The organism is Monashia sp. HAY1-2A (assembly GCF_056755315.1).
Genome location: NZ_JBNDHY010000034.1, coordinates 1 through 13,739, shown reverse-complemented (window position 1 = coordinate 13,739; position 13,739 = coordinate 1). Strand labels below are relative to the sequence as shown.

Annotated in this window: 14 protein-coding genes; 6 read left to right on the top strand and 8 right to left on the bottom strand. The window is 74.1% G+C overall.

Annotation, left to right across the window (positions count from 1 at the left end; translation table 11 throughout):
• The first annotated feature begins 337 nt into the window (after positions 1 to 337).
• Together ACPYOM_RS07215 and ACPYOM_RS07210 are read left to right on the top strand one after the other, a co-directional pair.
• A complete protein-coding gene (locus ACPYOM_RS07215) occupies positions 338 to 529 on the top strand; it encodes a BldC family transcriptional regulator (RefSeq protein ID WP_323102359.1) in 192 nt (63 codons plus the stop codon).
• A gap of 149 nt (positions 530 to 678) precedes the next feature.
• Positions 679 to 1,113, top strand: a complete 435-nt coding sequence (locus ACPYOM_RS07210) for a VOC family protein (RefSeq protein WP_481341582.1) — start codon at positions 679 to 681, stop codon at positions 1,111 to 1,113.
• Positions 1,114 to 1,152: 39 nt separating this feature from the next.
• On the opposite strand, the gene ACPYOM_RS07205 is transcribed toward ACPYOM_RS07210, so the two are convergent.
• Complete coding sequence (locus tag ACPYOM_RS07205) at positions 1,153 to 2,874, bottom strand: helix-turn-helix domain-containing protein (protein WP_481341581.1); 1,722 nt, start codon at positions 2,872 to 2,874, stop codon at positions 1,153 to 1,155.
• 187 nt (positions 2,875 to 3,061) lie between these two features.
• Here ACPYOM_RS07205 and ACPYOM_RS07200 point away from each other — a divergent pair, with 187 nt between their 5' ends.
• Positions 3,062 to 4,339, top strand: a complete 1,278-nt coding sequence (locus ACPYOM_RS07200) for an NAD(P)/FAD-dependent oxidoreductase (protein WP_481345445.1) — start codon at positions 3,062 to 3,064, stop codon at positions 4,337 to 4,339.
• Positions 4,340 to 4,421: 82 nt separating this feature from the next.
• Here ACPYOM_RS07200 and ACPYOM_RS07195 read toward each other — a convergent pair whose 3' ends face one another.
• Positions 4,422 to 4,889, bottom strand: coding sequence for a hypothetical protein (locus tag ACPYOM_RS07195; protein ID WP_481345444.1), 468 nt, complete (start codon positions 4,887 to 4,889; stop codon positions 4,422 to 4,424).
• 171 nt (positions 4,890 to 5,060) lie between these two features.
• Between ACPYOM_RS07195 and ACPYOM_RS07190 the strand changes: the two genes are divergently transcribed.
• Both ACPYOM_RS07190 and ACPYOM_RS07185 read left to right on the top strand, forming a co-directional pair.
• Positions 5,061 to 5,843: a response regulator transcription factor gene (locus ACPYOM_RS07190; protein ID WP_481345443.1), complete on the top strand. Its 783-nt coding sequence runs from the start codon at positions 5,061 to 5,063 to the stop codon at positions 5,841 to 5,843.
• Positions 5,843 to 7,006, top strand: a complete 1,164-nt coding sequence (locus ACPYOM_RS07185) for a sensor histidine kinase (protein WP_481345442.1) — start codon at positions 5,843 to 5,845, stop codon at positions 7,004 to 7,006. Before ACPYOM_RS07190 ends, ACPYOM_RS07185 begins: the two co-directional genes overlap by 1 nt.
• A gap of 48 nt (positions 7,007 to 7,054) precedes the next feature.
• On the opposite strand, the gene ACPYOM_RS07180 is transcribed toward ACPYOM_RS07185, so the two are convergent.
• Together ACPYOM_RS07180 and ACPYOM_RS07175 are read right to left on the bottom strand one after the other, a co-directional pair.
• On the bottom strand, positions 7,055 to 8,161 hold the full coding sequence (locus ACPYOM_RS07180; RefSeq protein WP_481345441.1) for a hypothetical protein: 1,107 nt from the start codon (positions 8,159 to 8,161) through the stop codon (positions 7,055 to 7,057).
• Positions 8,158 to 8,703 (bottom strand): sigma-70 family RNA polymerase sigma factor, encoded by a 546-nt coding sequence (locus ACPYOM_RS07175; protein WP_481345440.1) that lies wholly within the window; start codon positions 8,701 to 8,703, stop codon positions 8,158 to 8,160. The genes ACPYOM_RS07180 and ACPYOM_RS07175 overlap by 4 nt, the downstream gene beginning before the upstream one ends.
• A gap of 127 nt (positions 8,704 to 8,830) precedes the next feature.
• On the opposite strand from ACPYOM_RS07175, the gene ACPYOM_RS07170 reads away from it, so the two are divergent.
• Positions 8,831 to 9,406, top strand: coding sequence for a hypothetical protein (locus ACPYOM_RS07170; RefSeq protein ID WP_481345439.1), 576 nt, complete (start codon positions 8,831 to 8,833; stop codon positions 9,404 to 9,406).
• Between the two features lie 77 nt (positions 9,407 to 9,483).
• Here the strand turns inward: ACPYOM_RS07170 and ACPYOM_RS07165 are convergent, their stop codons facing one another.
• From ACPYOM_RS07165 to ACPYOM_RS07150, 4 genes are all read right to left on the bottom strand, one after another.
• Positions 9,484 to 10,416, bottom strand: a complete 933-nt coding sequence (locus ACPYOM_RS07165) for a BadF/BadG/BcrA/BcrD ATPase family protein (protein ID WP_481345438.1) — start codon at positions 10,414 to 10,416, stop codon at positions 9,484 to 9,486.
• Between the two features lie 61 nt (positions 10,417 to 10,477).
• Complete coding sequence (locus ACPYOM_RS07160; RefSeq protein WP_481345437.1) at positions 10,478 to 11,398, bottom strand: carbohydrate ABC transporter permease; 921 nt, start codon at positions 11,396 to 11,398, stop codon at positions 10,478 to 10,480.
• Positions 11,395 to 12,294 (bottom strand): carbohydrate ABC transporter permease, encoded by a 900-nt coding sequence (locus ACPYOM_RS07155; RefSeq protein WP_481343799.1) that lies wholly within the window; start codon positions 12,292 to 12,294, stop codon positions 11,395 to 11,397. The genes ACPYOM_RS07160 and ACPYOM_RS07155 overlap by 4 nt, the downstream gene beginning before the upstream one ends.
• A gap of 22 nt (positions 12,295 to 12,316) precedes the next feature.
• A partial coding sequence (locus ACPYOM_RS07150; protein WP_481345436.1) for an ABC transporter substrate-binding protein occupies positions 12,317 to 13,739 on the bottom strand: 1,423 nt, incomplete at its 5' end.

Genomic DNA, 13,739 nt, shown 5'->3' with positions numbered 1-13,739 from the left:
GCGTGACCCCCTCATGCGTCGTGCCGGGGCGGCATCGCTCGGCGGGGAGACCTTCGGCTCTCCGTCTTCCGCGTAGCGGCCCCGGGATGTGTGGTGTCTGCGTGGTGCTAACGCTACATGAGCGAGGCAAATCGTGCCCGCGTCCACCCCGGCGATCGAGCGGCGTCGACGGGAACGAGCCGTGGTATACACCATGGCTCCGACGCTCGTGCCGATATGAGACTTTCGGGGTTTAACTGCCATTCAGGCGCTCGAGACTTTACTCTTGCTTTACTGAGCCCCGGTTGGGGCACATGCGTGTCGCTGCACCTAGCGACAGGGTGGTGGGGATATGACAATGACGACTCAGGATCGGCACGACACCGAAAAACTGCTCACGCCTGCTGAGGTCGCGGCCCTCTTCAGGGTCGACCCGAAGACGGTCACCCGATGGGCCAAAGCCGGCAAGCTGACCTCGATCCGGACCCTCGGCGGGCATCGCCGGTACCGGGAGTCCGAGGTTCGCGAGCTCTTGGGCGGCGGGCACTGACCGACCGGGACTTGGGGGTACCGGCCGACGAACCAGGGGAGGGGCGCCGACGCGCGCCCCTCCACCTGCATCACCCTGCGCCTGCGGCCCACCACCCGGCTGCTCGGCGTGGACGTGGCGGCGTCAGGGGCGCGCTCTAGGGTCGGGGGATGACGACTCCGGAGATCAGCGCCATCACCCTGGGCGTCCGCGACGTCGAGGCGTCCCGCGACTTCTACGTCGACGGGCTCGGGTTCCGGCCGGTGCTGCACCTGCGCGGCGAGATCGCCTTCGTGCAGTGCGCCCCGGGTCAGGTGCTCGCGCTGTGGAACGTGACCTCGATGCCGAGCGAGTACGGCGACGTGGGGCACGGCACGCAGGCGCCACCGATGTCCCTGGGACACAACGTTGTTCGCGCGGAGGAGGTCGAACGGCTCCACGACGCAGCCGTGGCGGCCGGCGCGACGAGCGTCACGGCCCCGGCCCTGCGTGAGTGGGGCGGCACGAGCGCCTGTGTCGCGGACCCCGACGGCTTCCGCTGGGACTTCGTGCACAACCCCGGGTTCCGCGTCGACTCGGACGGCACGGTCCACCTGGGCGAGTGACCGGTCACCACCCCAGCCGGCCCCCATGGGCGGCCGGCCTCAGTGGCCGAGGGCCCGCAGCTGCAGGCGCAGCGCGAGTCGCGTCTCGGGGTCGTGCAGGTCGAGGTCGACGACGTCGGACAGCCGCTGCATCCGGTAGCGCAGCGTGTTCGGGTGCACGTGCACGGCCCGGGCCGCCGCGCGGGGGTCCCCCGGGTGGTCGAGCCAGGCGGCGACCGTCTCGAGGTAGGCCGTCCCGTGCTGCTCGTCGTGCTGGCGCAGGGTCTCGACCGGGCCCAGCAGCTCCTCGGTCCAGATGCCGCCGAGCGCACGGGCGTTGGTCACGGCGGCCCAGGCGTCCTCGACCGTGACCGTCGTCCCGTGGACGCGCCCGGCCTCGCGCAGCCGCTGCACCTCGGTGGCCTCCCGCCGGGACCGGTCGAGCTGTGCGACGCGGGAGACGCGTCCACCGGCGCTGGCGGTCGCCGTCGGGCTCACGCGCGCGACCTCCGTCACCACCCCGAGCAGCCACTCCCACGTGCCGGGCGTCGAGTCACCGGGCACGTCACGGACGAGGACGAGGGCGACGCCGTCGAAGATCGCCAGCAGCGGCTGGCGCCAGGACCGCCGCCGCGCCGCCGACTCCCACACGTCGAGCTCGCGTTCGGTGGCACCACCGGTGCCGCCGGCGCCCCCGCTGGCCCCGGCGGCCCTGCTGCCGCCGCTCCCGGCGCGCGCGGTGCCGCCTCCGCGCCCGCCGGGCGTGGCGTCCGCCGGTGCCCCTGACGCCTCGGACGCCTCGTACGCCCCGGCGAGGACGGCGACCCGCCACGGCGGCGGGGGTAACCACCCCTCGGCCTCGAGGCTGTCACCGCTGAGCACGGCCCGAACCCGGTCGGCAGCGACGCGGCGGGCGAGGTCGGCCTGGGAACGCAGCCGGAGCAGGTGGAGGGCGACGACCGACGCGGTCTGGCCCAGCGAGCGGCGCACGGCCTCGGGCGGCTCCTCGTCGACGACGGCCCAGATGGAGCCCAGCCACTCGGTCCCGGCGCGCACCGGCACGACGAGGCGCGCGCCGAGGTCCCGGCCGGCGGGGACGAAGAACGGTTCGTCGGAGCGCGCGAGGCGCCGGAAGACGCCGCGGCCGCGCAGCGACGCGATGACCTCGTCCGGCACCCGGCGGCCGACGATGGTCGACACGCGGGCGGGGTCGGCGACGGCCTGCGCCGAGGAGTAGGCGAGGACCCGGGACTGGGTGTCCTCGATGGTGATCGGGCCGCCGACGAGGCCCGCGCAGGCGTCGGCGAGCGCGAACAGCTCGTCGAGCACCGGACCCTCGGCCCGGAGCGCGGGGCCGCTCGCGGCGCGGTCCAGGACGCCGCGCAGCAGCCACACGACGTGCGCCCAGGAGGCGTGGTCGGCCAGCTCGACGAGGGCGACACCGTGTCGTCTGGCGGCGGCGCGCACCCGCGGGTTCCGCGCCGCGGCGCGTCGGAGCACGACGGCACCGACGTCGACGCCGGCCGCTCCCTCGAGCAGGGCCTCGGCGTCCGCGGGCCGGTCGACGCCGACGCCGAGGAGCAGGTCACCGGCCTGGCCGAAGACGCCGGAGCCGGGCTCGGCGAGCGTCACGTCGTCCACGGTGCCTGCGCCCGCGTCGACCACGACGGTGAGCAGGCCCCCGCCGATGGTGCCGACGAGCTGGGCGACCGGCAGCCCGACCGAGCTCGTGGAGGACGTCCTGGTGGCGGCGCGGCTCGACGCGCCCCGCGGGGGAGCCATGCGCCCATGGTGACACGCCGTTGTGCTGCGGGCACAACCATCGGCCTGAAGTGTGGCGAGCCAGCACCAAGGCTCCACGAGATGCCGGTCGCACCATGGGGACAGGCGCCGGCGGCGCCGCACCCCACCGCAGTGCCGCCGCGCCCCACCGAGGCCCTCCGGCACCCCGCGAACAGGAGTCGACCCCATGGCTGGCAGCACCCCGTCCGTCCCGTCCTCGCACCCCGCCCCCGGCCGCGTCGCCGTCGTGGGCGCCGGCATGGTGGGCCTGGCCACCGCCTGGTTCCTCCAGGAGCGTGGCGTCGAGGTCACCGTCATCGACCGGGAGGGTGTCGCCGCCGGCGCCTCCTGGGGCAACGCCGGCTGGCTGACCCCGGGCATCGCCACGCCGCTGCCCGAACCGGCTGTCCTCAGGTACGGCCTCCGGGCGGTCCTGTCGCCGACGTCGCCGGTCTACGTGCCGCCGAGCGCGAACCCCGACTTCCTGCGCTTCGTCACCGGGTTCACCCGCCACAGCACGATGAAGGCGTGGAAGCGGGCCATGGGCGCCCTCGTCCCCGTCAACGACCTCTCGCTCGCGAGCTTCGACCTCCTCACGGACGGCGGCGTCGACGCGGAGACGTACGAGGCCAAGTCGTTCACGGCCGCCTACCGCACCGCCGAGGAGCGCCAGACGCTGCTCGAGGAGATCGAGCACATCCACGCGTCCGGCGGCGACATCGCCTTCGACGTCCTCACCGGCGACGAGGCCCGCGCCATCGAGCCGGCCCTGTCCGACGAGATCGGCGCGGCGATCGTGCTGCACGGCCAGCGCTTCATCAACCCCGGCGCGTTCGTCGGCGCGCTGGCCGACTCGGTCGCGGCCCGCGGCGGCAAGATCCTCACGGGCAGCGCCATCGCCTCCATCGTCGACACCGCCACCGGCGTCGTGCTGACGAACGAGGACGGCATCGCCGAGACCTTCGACGCGGTCGTCGTCGCGACCGGTGCCTGGCTCGGCGGGTTGGCCCGGGAGCTCGGGGTCAAGCGCGTCGTCCAGGCCGGCCGCGGCTACTCGTTCAGCGTCGAGGTCGAGGACCTGCCGAACGGTCCGGTCTACTTCCCGGCCGCGCGGGTCGCGTGCACGCCGGTCGGTGACCGCCTCCGGGTCGCCGGCATGATGGAGTTCCGCAGGCCCGAGGCGGCCCTCGACCAGCGCCGCATCGGGGCCATCGTCGAGGCGGCCCGGCCGCTGCTCAAGGGTGCCGACCTCGACCGGCGCCAGGACGAGTGGGTCGGCTCGCGCCCCTGCACCATCGACGGCCTGCCGCTCATCGGCGCGACGCGGTCGTCGAAGGTCTTCGTCGCCGGTGGCCACGGCATGTGGGGCATCACCCTCGGCCCGGTCACGGGCCGTCTGCTCGCGGAGCAGATCGTCACCGGCGCGACGCCGGACGAGCTGCGTCCGTTCAACCCGCTCCGCTGACGCGGAGGCACCTGGGAGGGTGCTGGGCCCGTCCGTCGGACACGTCGGACGGGCCCTCGCACGTCCGGGGCGAGGCGGCGCGTCAGGCCTGCGACGCCGGGACCGGGTTGACGGTGCAGACGAAGCGCTTGACGACCCCGGTGTCGACGAGGTCGCCGCTCGACAGGGCTGCCACGACCTCGTCGGTCGCGTCGAGCACGCCGTTGCCGTCCAGGTCGCCGGACGCCAGCGCCGCCGCGTACCCGTGCGGGGCCGTCACGGCGTGCACGGCCCAGCGGCCGCCGTTGAAGTCGGCGTAGCCGGGAGCCGACGTCGCGACGCTGCGCTGCAGCGTCCCAAAGCTGTAGATCGTGTCGTAGCTCTGCTCGGGCGCACCGGTGCCCGACAGGTCGGTCGGCGTGGCCACCGTCCGGTACAGCGTGTGGTCGACGTAGAAGGCGGGCCCCGAGACCCCGGCCGAGGCCGGCCCGACGCCGACGGCGAGGACGGCAGCGCCGGCGGCGACGACGGCGGCGAGCACGGTCTGGTGGTGGGTTCGCTTGTGCTTCATGGGTTCTCCTCGATGAACCGGTCGGGCGACCGGGTTGCCCTCGATTCAAGTGGCGCGGCGGGGCGGGTGCCATGACCTCGTCGTTACGAGCTCCTTACGAGGTGCTGACGTCGGCACCCGACGCGTCCGTCCCGACCCCGGACGACGCCGTGCCGGACCTATCCTGAGCCCGTGGAGCCGGTAGAGCGCGTGCTCGTCGTCGATGACGACCCGACGGTCTCGGGCGTCGTCGCCGCCTACCTCGACCGTGCCGGGTTCGGCGTCGAGGTCGTGGCCGACGGGCGAGACGCGGTCGCCTCCGTCGCCCGTCGGCGCCCCGACCTCGTCCTGCTGGACCTCATGCTCCCGGGGCTCGACGGTCTCGAGGTGTGCCGCCGGCTCCGAGCGTCCCACCCCGCCCTGCCGGTCGTCATGCTCACGGCGCGAGGTGAGGAGCACGACCGCATCGCCGGGCTCGAGCTGGGGGCGGACGACTACGTCACGAAACCGTTCAGCCCGCGCGAGCTCGTCCTGCGTGTGGAGTCGGTCCTGCGTCGGGCCCGAGTGGTGCCGAGCGTCGGGACGCCGCGACCCGGCGGCGCCGGTGGGGCGAGCTTGCCCGACGCGCCGGACCGGCTCGTCGACGGCGACCTGACCGTCGACGTCACCGGTCGCCGCGTCCACCTCGGTGACGACGAACCGGTCCTGACGACAAGGGAGTTCGACCTGCTGGCCTGGTTCGTCCGACACCCCGGACGCGTGTTCACCCGTACGGATCTGATGCGCTCGGTCTGGGGCTGGGACTACGGCGACGAGTCGACGGTCACGGTGCACGTGCGCCGGGTGCGCGAGAAGGTCGAGACCGACCCGGCGGCGCCCCGTCGGCTGGTGACGGTGTTCGGGGTCGGCTACCGCTGGGACTCTCGTCAGTCGCGGGCCCAGCCGGGTCCCGATGCCACGGCGGGGGCACTCTGATGGGCAGCACCGGCGTTCAGGCCGTCCTCGTGTCGGCCGGCATGGCCACGGTCGTCGGCTCCCTCGGCGCGATGCTCGTCCGGCGCGCCACCCGTCGGCCCACGGTCCGAGCCGCCGTCGTGGCGGCCATCGCCGCGCCGCTCGTCGTGGTCCTGGCCGTCGGCGCCGGCATCTACACGAGCTCGCGGGCGATGCTGCTGTCGGAGCACGACTCCTCGCTCGTCCTCCTCGGTCTGCTCGCGACCGTCCCGGTCGCCGTGGCCGCCGGCTGGGCCATCGCGCGGCACGTGCAGGACCTCGGGCGCGCCGTGTCCCGCGCGCAGGAGGCCCGGCTGCGAGACCAGGTCGTGGAGGAGCGACGGCGCGAGCTGGTCGCGTGGGTCTCCCACGACCTGCGCAGCCCGCTGGCCGCGATGCGGGCCCTGGCCGACGCCCTCGAGGACGCCGTGGTGCCCGACCCGGCGGCCGCGTTCGCCCAGCTGCGGCGCGAGATCGGACGCCTCGACGGCATGGTCGGTGACCTCCTCGACCTCTCGCGCATCACGGCGGGTGACGTCGGGCGCGACCCCGTGCTCGTCGACCTGGTGGACCTCGTGTCGGACGTCGTGGCTGCGGCGCGCCCGGTGGCGGCGCGGGCCGGTGTGACCGTCAGCGGCACGTCGACCGGGACCCCGACGGCGAGGGTGGACCCGCGCGACCTGACGCGCGTCGTCGACAACCTCGTCGGCAACGCGGTGCGACACACCGCACCGGGAAGCACCGTGCGCGTGGACCTGTCGTGCGACGGCCCGGACGCCGTGATCGCCGTGTCGGACGCGTGCGGCGGCATCCCGGAGGACGTGCTGCCCCGGGTCTTCGAGCCCGGCTTCCGCGGGTCCGCCGCGCGCACGCCGACGGGTACCGCCGGCGCCGGCCTCGGACTGGCCATCGTGTCGGCCCTCGTCGACGCCTACCGAGGCACGGTCACGGTGGCGAACGTCGGCGGAGGCGGGGCGGTCGTCAGGTCCGACGGACGCAGGTCCGACGCGAGCCCCGGGTCCGGGCCGGCGGTGGGCTGCCGCTTCGAGGTACGCCTGCCCCTCGACGGCGCGCCGGCGAACCCGCGACCGACGCCGCTGCACGGCCGGGCCGCCGATGCGTCCTCGGACGAGCTGGCCCGCTGACGGGGGCGGCGGAGCGACGCCGGTGCCCCCGGCACTCTCCGGGCTGTGTCAGTCGGAGCCCGGCCCGTCGCCCGGCGAGCCGCTGCCGGAGCCGCTGTCGGAACCGCTGCCTGAGTCGCTGTCGGAACCGCTGCCTGAGTCGCTGCCTGACCCGCCGTCCGACCCGCTGTCGGAACCGCTGCTGGAACCCCGGCGCGAGTCCGTGCCCGACTCGGCGTCGTCGCCGGAGCCGGATGCCTCGTGGGACCCCGACCCGTCGTCCCCGACGCTGCCGCCCGAGTGCTCCCTGTCGGACGACTCGGGCGTGGCGGACAGGCCGGAGCCCCCGCTCGTGCTCCCACGCGTCCGGCCCGGACCGGAGCGCTCACCGCCGTCGGCCTCGTCGCGAGCGTCGTCACCGTCGTGACGCGTGCTCGCACCGGACCCGCGAGTACCGGCGGACGCTGTCCCGGCGGGGCCGCCCTCTCCGCGGCCGGTCCCGCGGACGGCGGTGGCGGTGCTCGGGGAGCCCCCAGCGGGGGCGCGAGGGGGCTCGACCACGCCGGTCGCCGGCTGGAGCCGGTGACGCGCCGCCGCGAGCATCCCGGCGACGCCGGCCAGACGGGCGCGGACGGCGTCGACCCCGAGGGTGCCGCCCAGGGGGTCGCGCACCCCGTCGAGGACGGCGGAGGCGTCGGCGAGCAGCGACTCGGCACGGTCGAGGGCCGCAGCCGTCGGCTCGGCGTCGGGCGGTGTGACGAGCCCCGCTGCCTCGGTGACGAGCGCCTGCGCCCGGACGAGGGCGACGGGCGCGGCCGGCAGCACGGGGACGGGCACGGGCGGTCGGGTGTGCGCGGCCGGGACGAGCCCGAGCGCGATCGACGCGGCAGCGGCGACGAGGATGCGCGAGCAGATGACGGCGTGACGCTGCCGGCCGGGCATGGCGGAGGGGGCGGGGGCGTCGGGTCCGCGGCGGGTGGGGCCCGGGTCGACGCCCGTCGAGGCGGCGGTGCCTGCTTCGGCGCCCCGGCTCGCGCGGTCGGCGGCACGGGCCAGGTTCAGGAGTGCCTCGGCGGCCCGGTCGGGAGCACCCGGCCCCGGCTGCTCACGGGCGGCGAGGCGGTCGAGGAGGAGGTCGTCGGCGCGGACCGCGGCGTACCGCTCGGGGCGGGTCATGGCGCGTCCTCCTCGAGTCGTCGCCGCAGGGCGCGCAGGGCGCGGTGCTGGGCCACCCGCACGGCTGTCGGTGTCATTCCGAGCAGGGCCGCGACCTCGTCGGCGGACAGGCCGTCGACGACGCGGAGCAGGAGGATCTCGCGCTGGCGCTCGGGCAGTCCGCCGAGCGGTGCCAGGGCGCGCGAGAGGTCGTCGACCGTCACGGCGCGCTGCTCCGGCGTCGGCTCGGCCGACGCGGCGTCGGGCACGACGCCCGCGAACTCCCGCGCCCTCGCCAGCGAGCGTCGGGCCATCGCCACCTTGTTCGCGGCGATGCCGAAGACGAAGCTGCTGAACGGGGTGGCCCGCTCCTCGTACCCCGGCAGCGCGTGCGCGAGCGCGAGGCAGGCCTCCTGCGTGACGTCCTCGGCGAGCTCGTCGCCGAGGCGGGTGAGGCAGTAGCGGTGGATGCGGGGCCGGAACTCGGCCAGCACGGCCTCCACCGCGTCGGGATCGCCCGACCGGCCTCGTCGCACGGCGTCGCGCAGCAGTGGCTCGTCCATGTCCTGTCCACGATGGTGGCTCGAATCGGACATTACACGCGCACCGGGCGTAACGCCGGGTCATCGAGCGGCAATGTACGGGCGCATCCGGCCACCGGTCAGATCTCCCATCGGAAGGACCGAACCCATGAACCACCGGCTCGTCCAGCGCAAGATCGTCCTCGGCGTCGGCGGCGTCGTCATCGCCGCGGCGATGACGGGCGGCGGCATCGCGGCCGCCTCCGACGACGCCCCGGCCTCGACGCCGGTCGTCGTGACGACCCCCGACACCGACGAGACCTCCGAGGCGGCCGAGACCCCGGAGGCGCCAGAGACCAGCGAGCCGGCGGAGACCGAGACGCCGGAGGCGACCGAGACCCCGGAGGCCACGGAGAGCGGGAAGCCCCAGCTGCCGGAGGCCGCGGCTCACGGGCAGGCCACGGCGGCGGCGGCGAAGAAGAAGGGCGTCGAGGAGCGCACGGCGCACCGGTCGCCCCGCGCGGCCGAGGTCTCCCACGCCGGAGGCGTCGGGACACCCGCAGCGGACACCCACCCCACCCCGAGCGCGTCCGACGACCAGGGCGAGGACGCGAACGACGACTCGCACGACTCGGGCGACGACGCGAGCGAGCACGGCAAGCACCACCAGGGTGGCGACGGCGACCACGGTGGCGACGGCGACCACGGTGGCGACCACGGCGGGTCCGGCGGCTCGGACGACTGAGCGCAGCGCCCCGTCGCCTCGTGCAGAGGTCACGCGGCCACCCTCCCGGTCGGCCGCGTGACCACCCTGCGCCCTCCTCAGCCGCCCCCGGGCTGCTGCAGGAGGTAGGCCGGGTGGGTGGGCACCGACCCGGTGGTGACGAGGTGACGACCGAGCAGCACCGCGCCGTCGAGCGCACCGCCGCGAGCTGCGCCACGACGGGCGCCGTACCGGGCGAGGTGCCCGTCGAGGGCGCCGACGACCTGGGACGCCGCGAGGAGACCTCCCGTGGCCACGAGCGTCGGGTCAGGCAGCCCGGCGGCCGCAGCCAGCAGCGACTCCGCGAGCAAGCGTCCCGCGTCGGCGCACACCCGGGCCGCCACCGGGTCGACCGCCGCCGCCGCCGTGACGAGGGGGGCGACCGACGCGAGCCGCTCGGGGGCGTCGGGGCCGGTCATGACGAGGCGCGGCCATCCGGCGGGGTCACCGAGCAACGACGTGGCCGCCTCCAGGAGGACCGGCGAGCCGCCGGCCAGCCCGTCGAGGGCTCGCAGCGCAGCCCGGAGCCCCTCGAGGCCGACCCAGGCGGCCGACCCGTGGTCGCCGAGCACGTGGCCCCAGCCGTCCACGCGGTTCCAGTGCGTGTCGAAGTCGGTGCCGAACGCGACGGCGCCGGTCCCGGCTGCCACGACCGCGCCGGGCCGGACGCCGCCGAGCGCGCCGACGAGGTTGGCGACGGCGTCGCTGACCACCACAGTGGTCGCGGCCCGCAACCCCGAGGCGACCGCGTCGATCACGGCGTCGCGGTCGGCGAGAAAGAGCAGGCCGCGCATCGACCAGACGACCGCGGCGTCCGACAGGTCGGGGTCGTCGAGCAGCCCACGTACGGACGTGACCAGGGCCTCCACGTCGATCCCGTTGGTGCCCAAGCGAGCTCCGTCCGCCGTACCGACGGTCGGCGACGTGCCCGCGGAGGCCGACGCGTCGACGCTCGTGAGTCGCAGCCCCGAGCCGCCGACGTCGACGGCCACGACGCGCCTCAGCACGCCCCGGCCAGGACCCCCGCTCGCACCCACCACGCAGGCGAGCCGATCACTTGGCCATGCCGGCGGTCAAGCCCGCCACGATCTGCTTGGTCGCCACGAGGAACAGCAGGATGAGCGGGACCGTCGTGATGACGAGCCCGGCGAAGACGGCGGAGTAGTTCGTCGCGTTCTCGCCGAAGAAGCTCGTCAGACCGACGGGAAGCGTGTACTTGTCGTCACGGCGCAGCAGCACGAGCGGGAAGAGGAAGTCGTTCCAGATCGGCACGAACCGGAAGACGGCGACGGTCGCCACGGCCGGTCGCACGAGCGGCACCATGATCCGCCAGAACGTCTGCCAGTGGTTCGCGCCGTCGAGTGCGGCGGCCTCCTCGAGCTCGGTGGGCAGCTGCCGGAAGAACGTCGTCAGGACGAAGATCGAGAACGGCACGCCGGACGCGGCGTACATCAGGGACAGCCCGAGCCGGGAGTCGATGAGGCCGAGGCCGTCGAAGAGGTAGAAGATCGGCAGGATCGCCAGGTGGATCGGCAGCATGAGGCCGGACAGGAAGAGCGACTCCAGCCACCGGAACACGCGCGAGCGGCCGCGGGCCAGGGCGTAGGCCGCCATCGTGGCCACCGACGTCGAGATGGCGACTGCCCCCACCGTGACCGCCAGCGAGTTGCCGAAGTACGTCGCGAAGCTGCCGGCGGTCCACGCCTCGACGTAGCTGGCGGTGGTGGGGGGCGACGGCAGGCCGAGCGGGTCGGTGATGAGCTCGGAGTTGGACCGGAACGAGCTGCTCACCATGAGCAGCAGCGGCACGAGCGCGAGGGCCGCGTAGGCCCAGAGCAGGACGCTCGCGGTCGCGCCGCCGACGGGCCGGCCCGTACCAGAGGGGCGCCGCCGGCCGGGTCCGGCCGACGCGGGCGGCCTCGCCTCTGCTGCAGGGGCCTGCGACGACGCGGGGGTGACGACCGCGGTGGTCATGCGGTGATCCTCCGCTCGTGCCGGCGGAGCACGGCCGTGGCCAGGTACGCGCCTCCGAAGATGAGGACGAACAGGAGCGTGGCCAGGGCCGACGAGCTGCCGATGGCGTCGGTGGCGCCGGAGTCGAAGGCCGTCCGGTAGAAGAGCAGGGAGACGAAGTCCGTTGCGCCCGCAGGGTTTCCGGTCGAGCCACCGAACGCGTACGGCAGTGCGAACGCCTCCATGGCGAAGATGAACGTCAACACCGACACCGTGCCGACGGCCGGGACGAGCAGGGGCAGGGTGATGCGGGCGAACGCCTGCCGGTTCGAGGCGCCGTCAACCCGGGCAGCCTCCGTCAGCTCGTCGGGCACCCCACCGAGAGCCGCGCCGTAGAGCAGGACCGGGAACCCGATCCACTGCCAGACGCTGACGAGGATCACCACCCACAGGGCCGTCTTCGGGTCGCCGAGCCACGGCAGGGCCCACGACCGGAGCCCGATGTTCGTCAGCAGCGTGTTCACCGGCCCGAACGTCGGCGAGAGGAGCAGCGTCCACAGGTAGCCGATGACGATCGGGCTGACGAGATAGGGCATGGCGTAGAGCGTCTGGAGCGCGCGTCGCGTCCGTGGGCGGGTGTGCAGCAGGTAGGCGACGCCGAGACCGAGGGTGTTCTGGACGATCATCGTGCCGACGAAGAAGAGCACGTTGTGCAGCAGGGCCCGCGGCAGGTCGGTGGTGAACGGTGCCCGGGTGAACAGGGTGACGAAGTTGTCCACCCCCGCGAACGCCCCGCGCGTCGTGCCCTCCCAGTCGAAGAAGGCGTACGAGAACGCCGTGAGCATCGGGTAGAGCACGAAGACGGCGAAGAGGGCGAGCGCGGGGGCGACGAAGAGCAGTCCGGTGCGGCGCCTCATGCTGTGCCTTTCGGGTCGAGCGTCAGGCGCTCGGCTTGAACCAGGTCTTGACGCCGGAGTCGAGCTCGGAGCTGACAGCGGTGGCGTCCTTGGCGCCGAGGAGCATCTCCTGCAGGGCCTTGCCGAAGATGTCGGTGCCCGACGGCGAGCCGTACCGGAAGTCGGTGAGGAGCAGGTACGGCGAGCCGGAGCGCGTGTAGCTGTCGCTCATCTGCTTCAGGAGCGGGTCGGACGGGTCGACGCCGGGCACGGCCGAGATCTGCTTGACCTCGTCGCTGACCATCTGCCCGAACTCCTTGGTGGTCATCCACGTGACGAGCTCGGTCGCCTCCTTCGGGTGCTTCGACCGGGCCGAGACGGCGAAGTTGCCATCGGCCCACCCCGGGGTCGTTGCGGTGGACCCGCTCGGCGAGCCGGGGGGCGGGGGCACCTGGAAGACGCCGATCCTGACGTTCGGGTTGGCCTTCTGGAGGACGCCGAGGTCGAACGAGCCGCCCGGGATCATCGCCGCCTTCTCGGCCGAGAAGAGGGTCTGGGCGTCGGTCGCCGCCACGCCGGTGACGTTCTCGGGCATGTACTTCGCGAGGTCACCGACGACCTTGACCGAGGCCACCCAGTCGGGGTCGGTGAAGGACTTCTTGCCGCTCAGGACCTGCTCCTGGAAGGCCTTGCCGCCGAAGCGGGGCGCGGCGAGCACCTCGTGGACGATCGGCAGCGTCCAGTCGTCCTTGGCGCCGACGGCGATCGGGGTGACGCCGGCTGCGGCGAGCTTGTCGTTGGCGGCGATGAACTCGTCCCACGTGGTCGGGGCCTCGAGGCCGTTCTTGTCGAACAGGCCCTGGTTGTAGAACATCTGGACCGTCTGGCGCGCGAGCGGGACGGAGTAGATCTTGCCGTCCTCCTTGCCCTTGGCGCTCGCGACGACGTTCTCGTCCCAGCCGGTGAGGTCGACCTTGCCGTCGAGGGGCAGCAGCGACCTGCTCGCGACGGTGGTCTGCAGCTGTCCGTAGGAGCGGACCTGCGGAACGTCGGGGCCGTTCGACCCCGCAAGCCCGGTGGCGAGGATCTTGTTGTACTCCGTCGCCTTGAACGCCTTGACGTCGACGGTGACGCCCGGGTGGGCCTTCTCGTAGGCGGCGAAGATCTTCTTGTAGGCGGCCTCGTCCTCGACGCGCCACGACCACACGGTCAGCGTCACGTCACCGGCCCCCGAGCCCGACCCGCTCGAGCCGCCCGAGGAGGGTGAGCAGGCCGCGACGACGAGCGCGCCGGAGACGGCGGCCAGCGCCAGGAGGGTGCGGCGGCGGGGCCGCGACGGACCGGTGCGGGCGCTGTCTCTTATACACATCTCCGAGCCCACGAGACGCGTAGTAATCGGGGGGGGGGGGTTGCGGTTTGGGAGGGGGGGGGGGGGGGGGGGGGGGGGGGGGGGGGGGGGGGGGGGG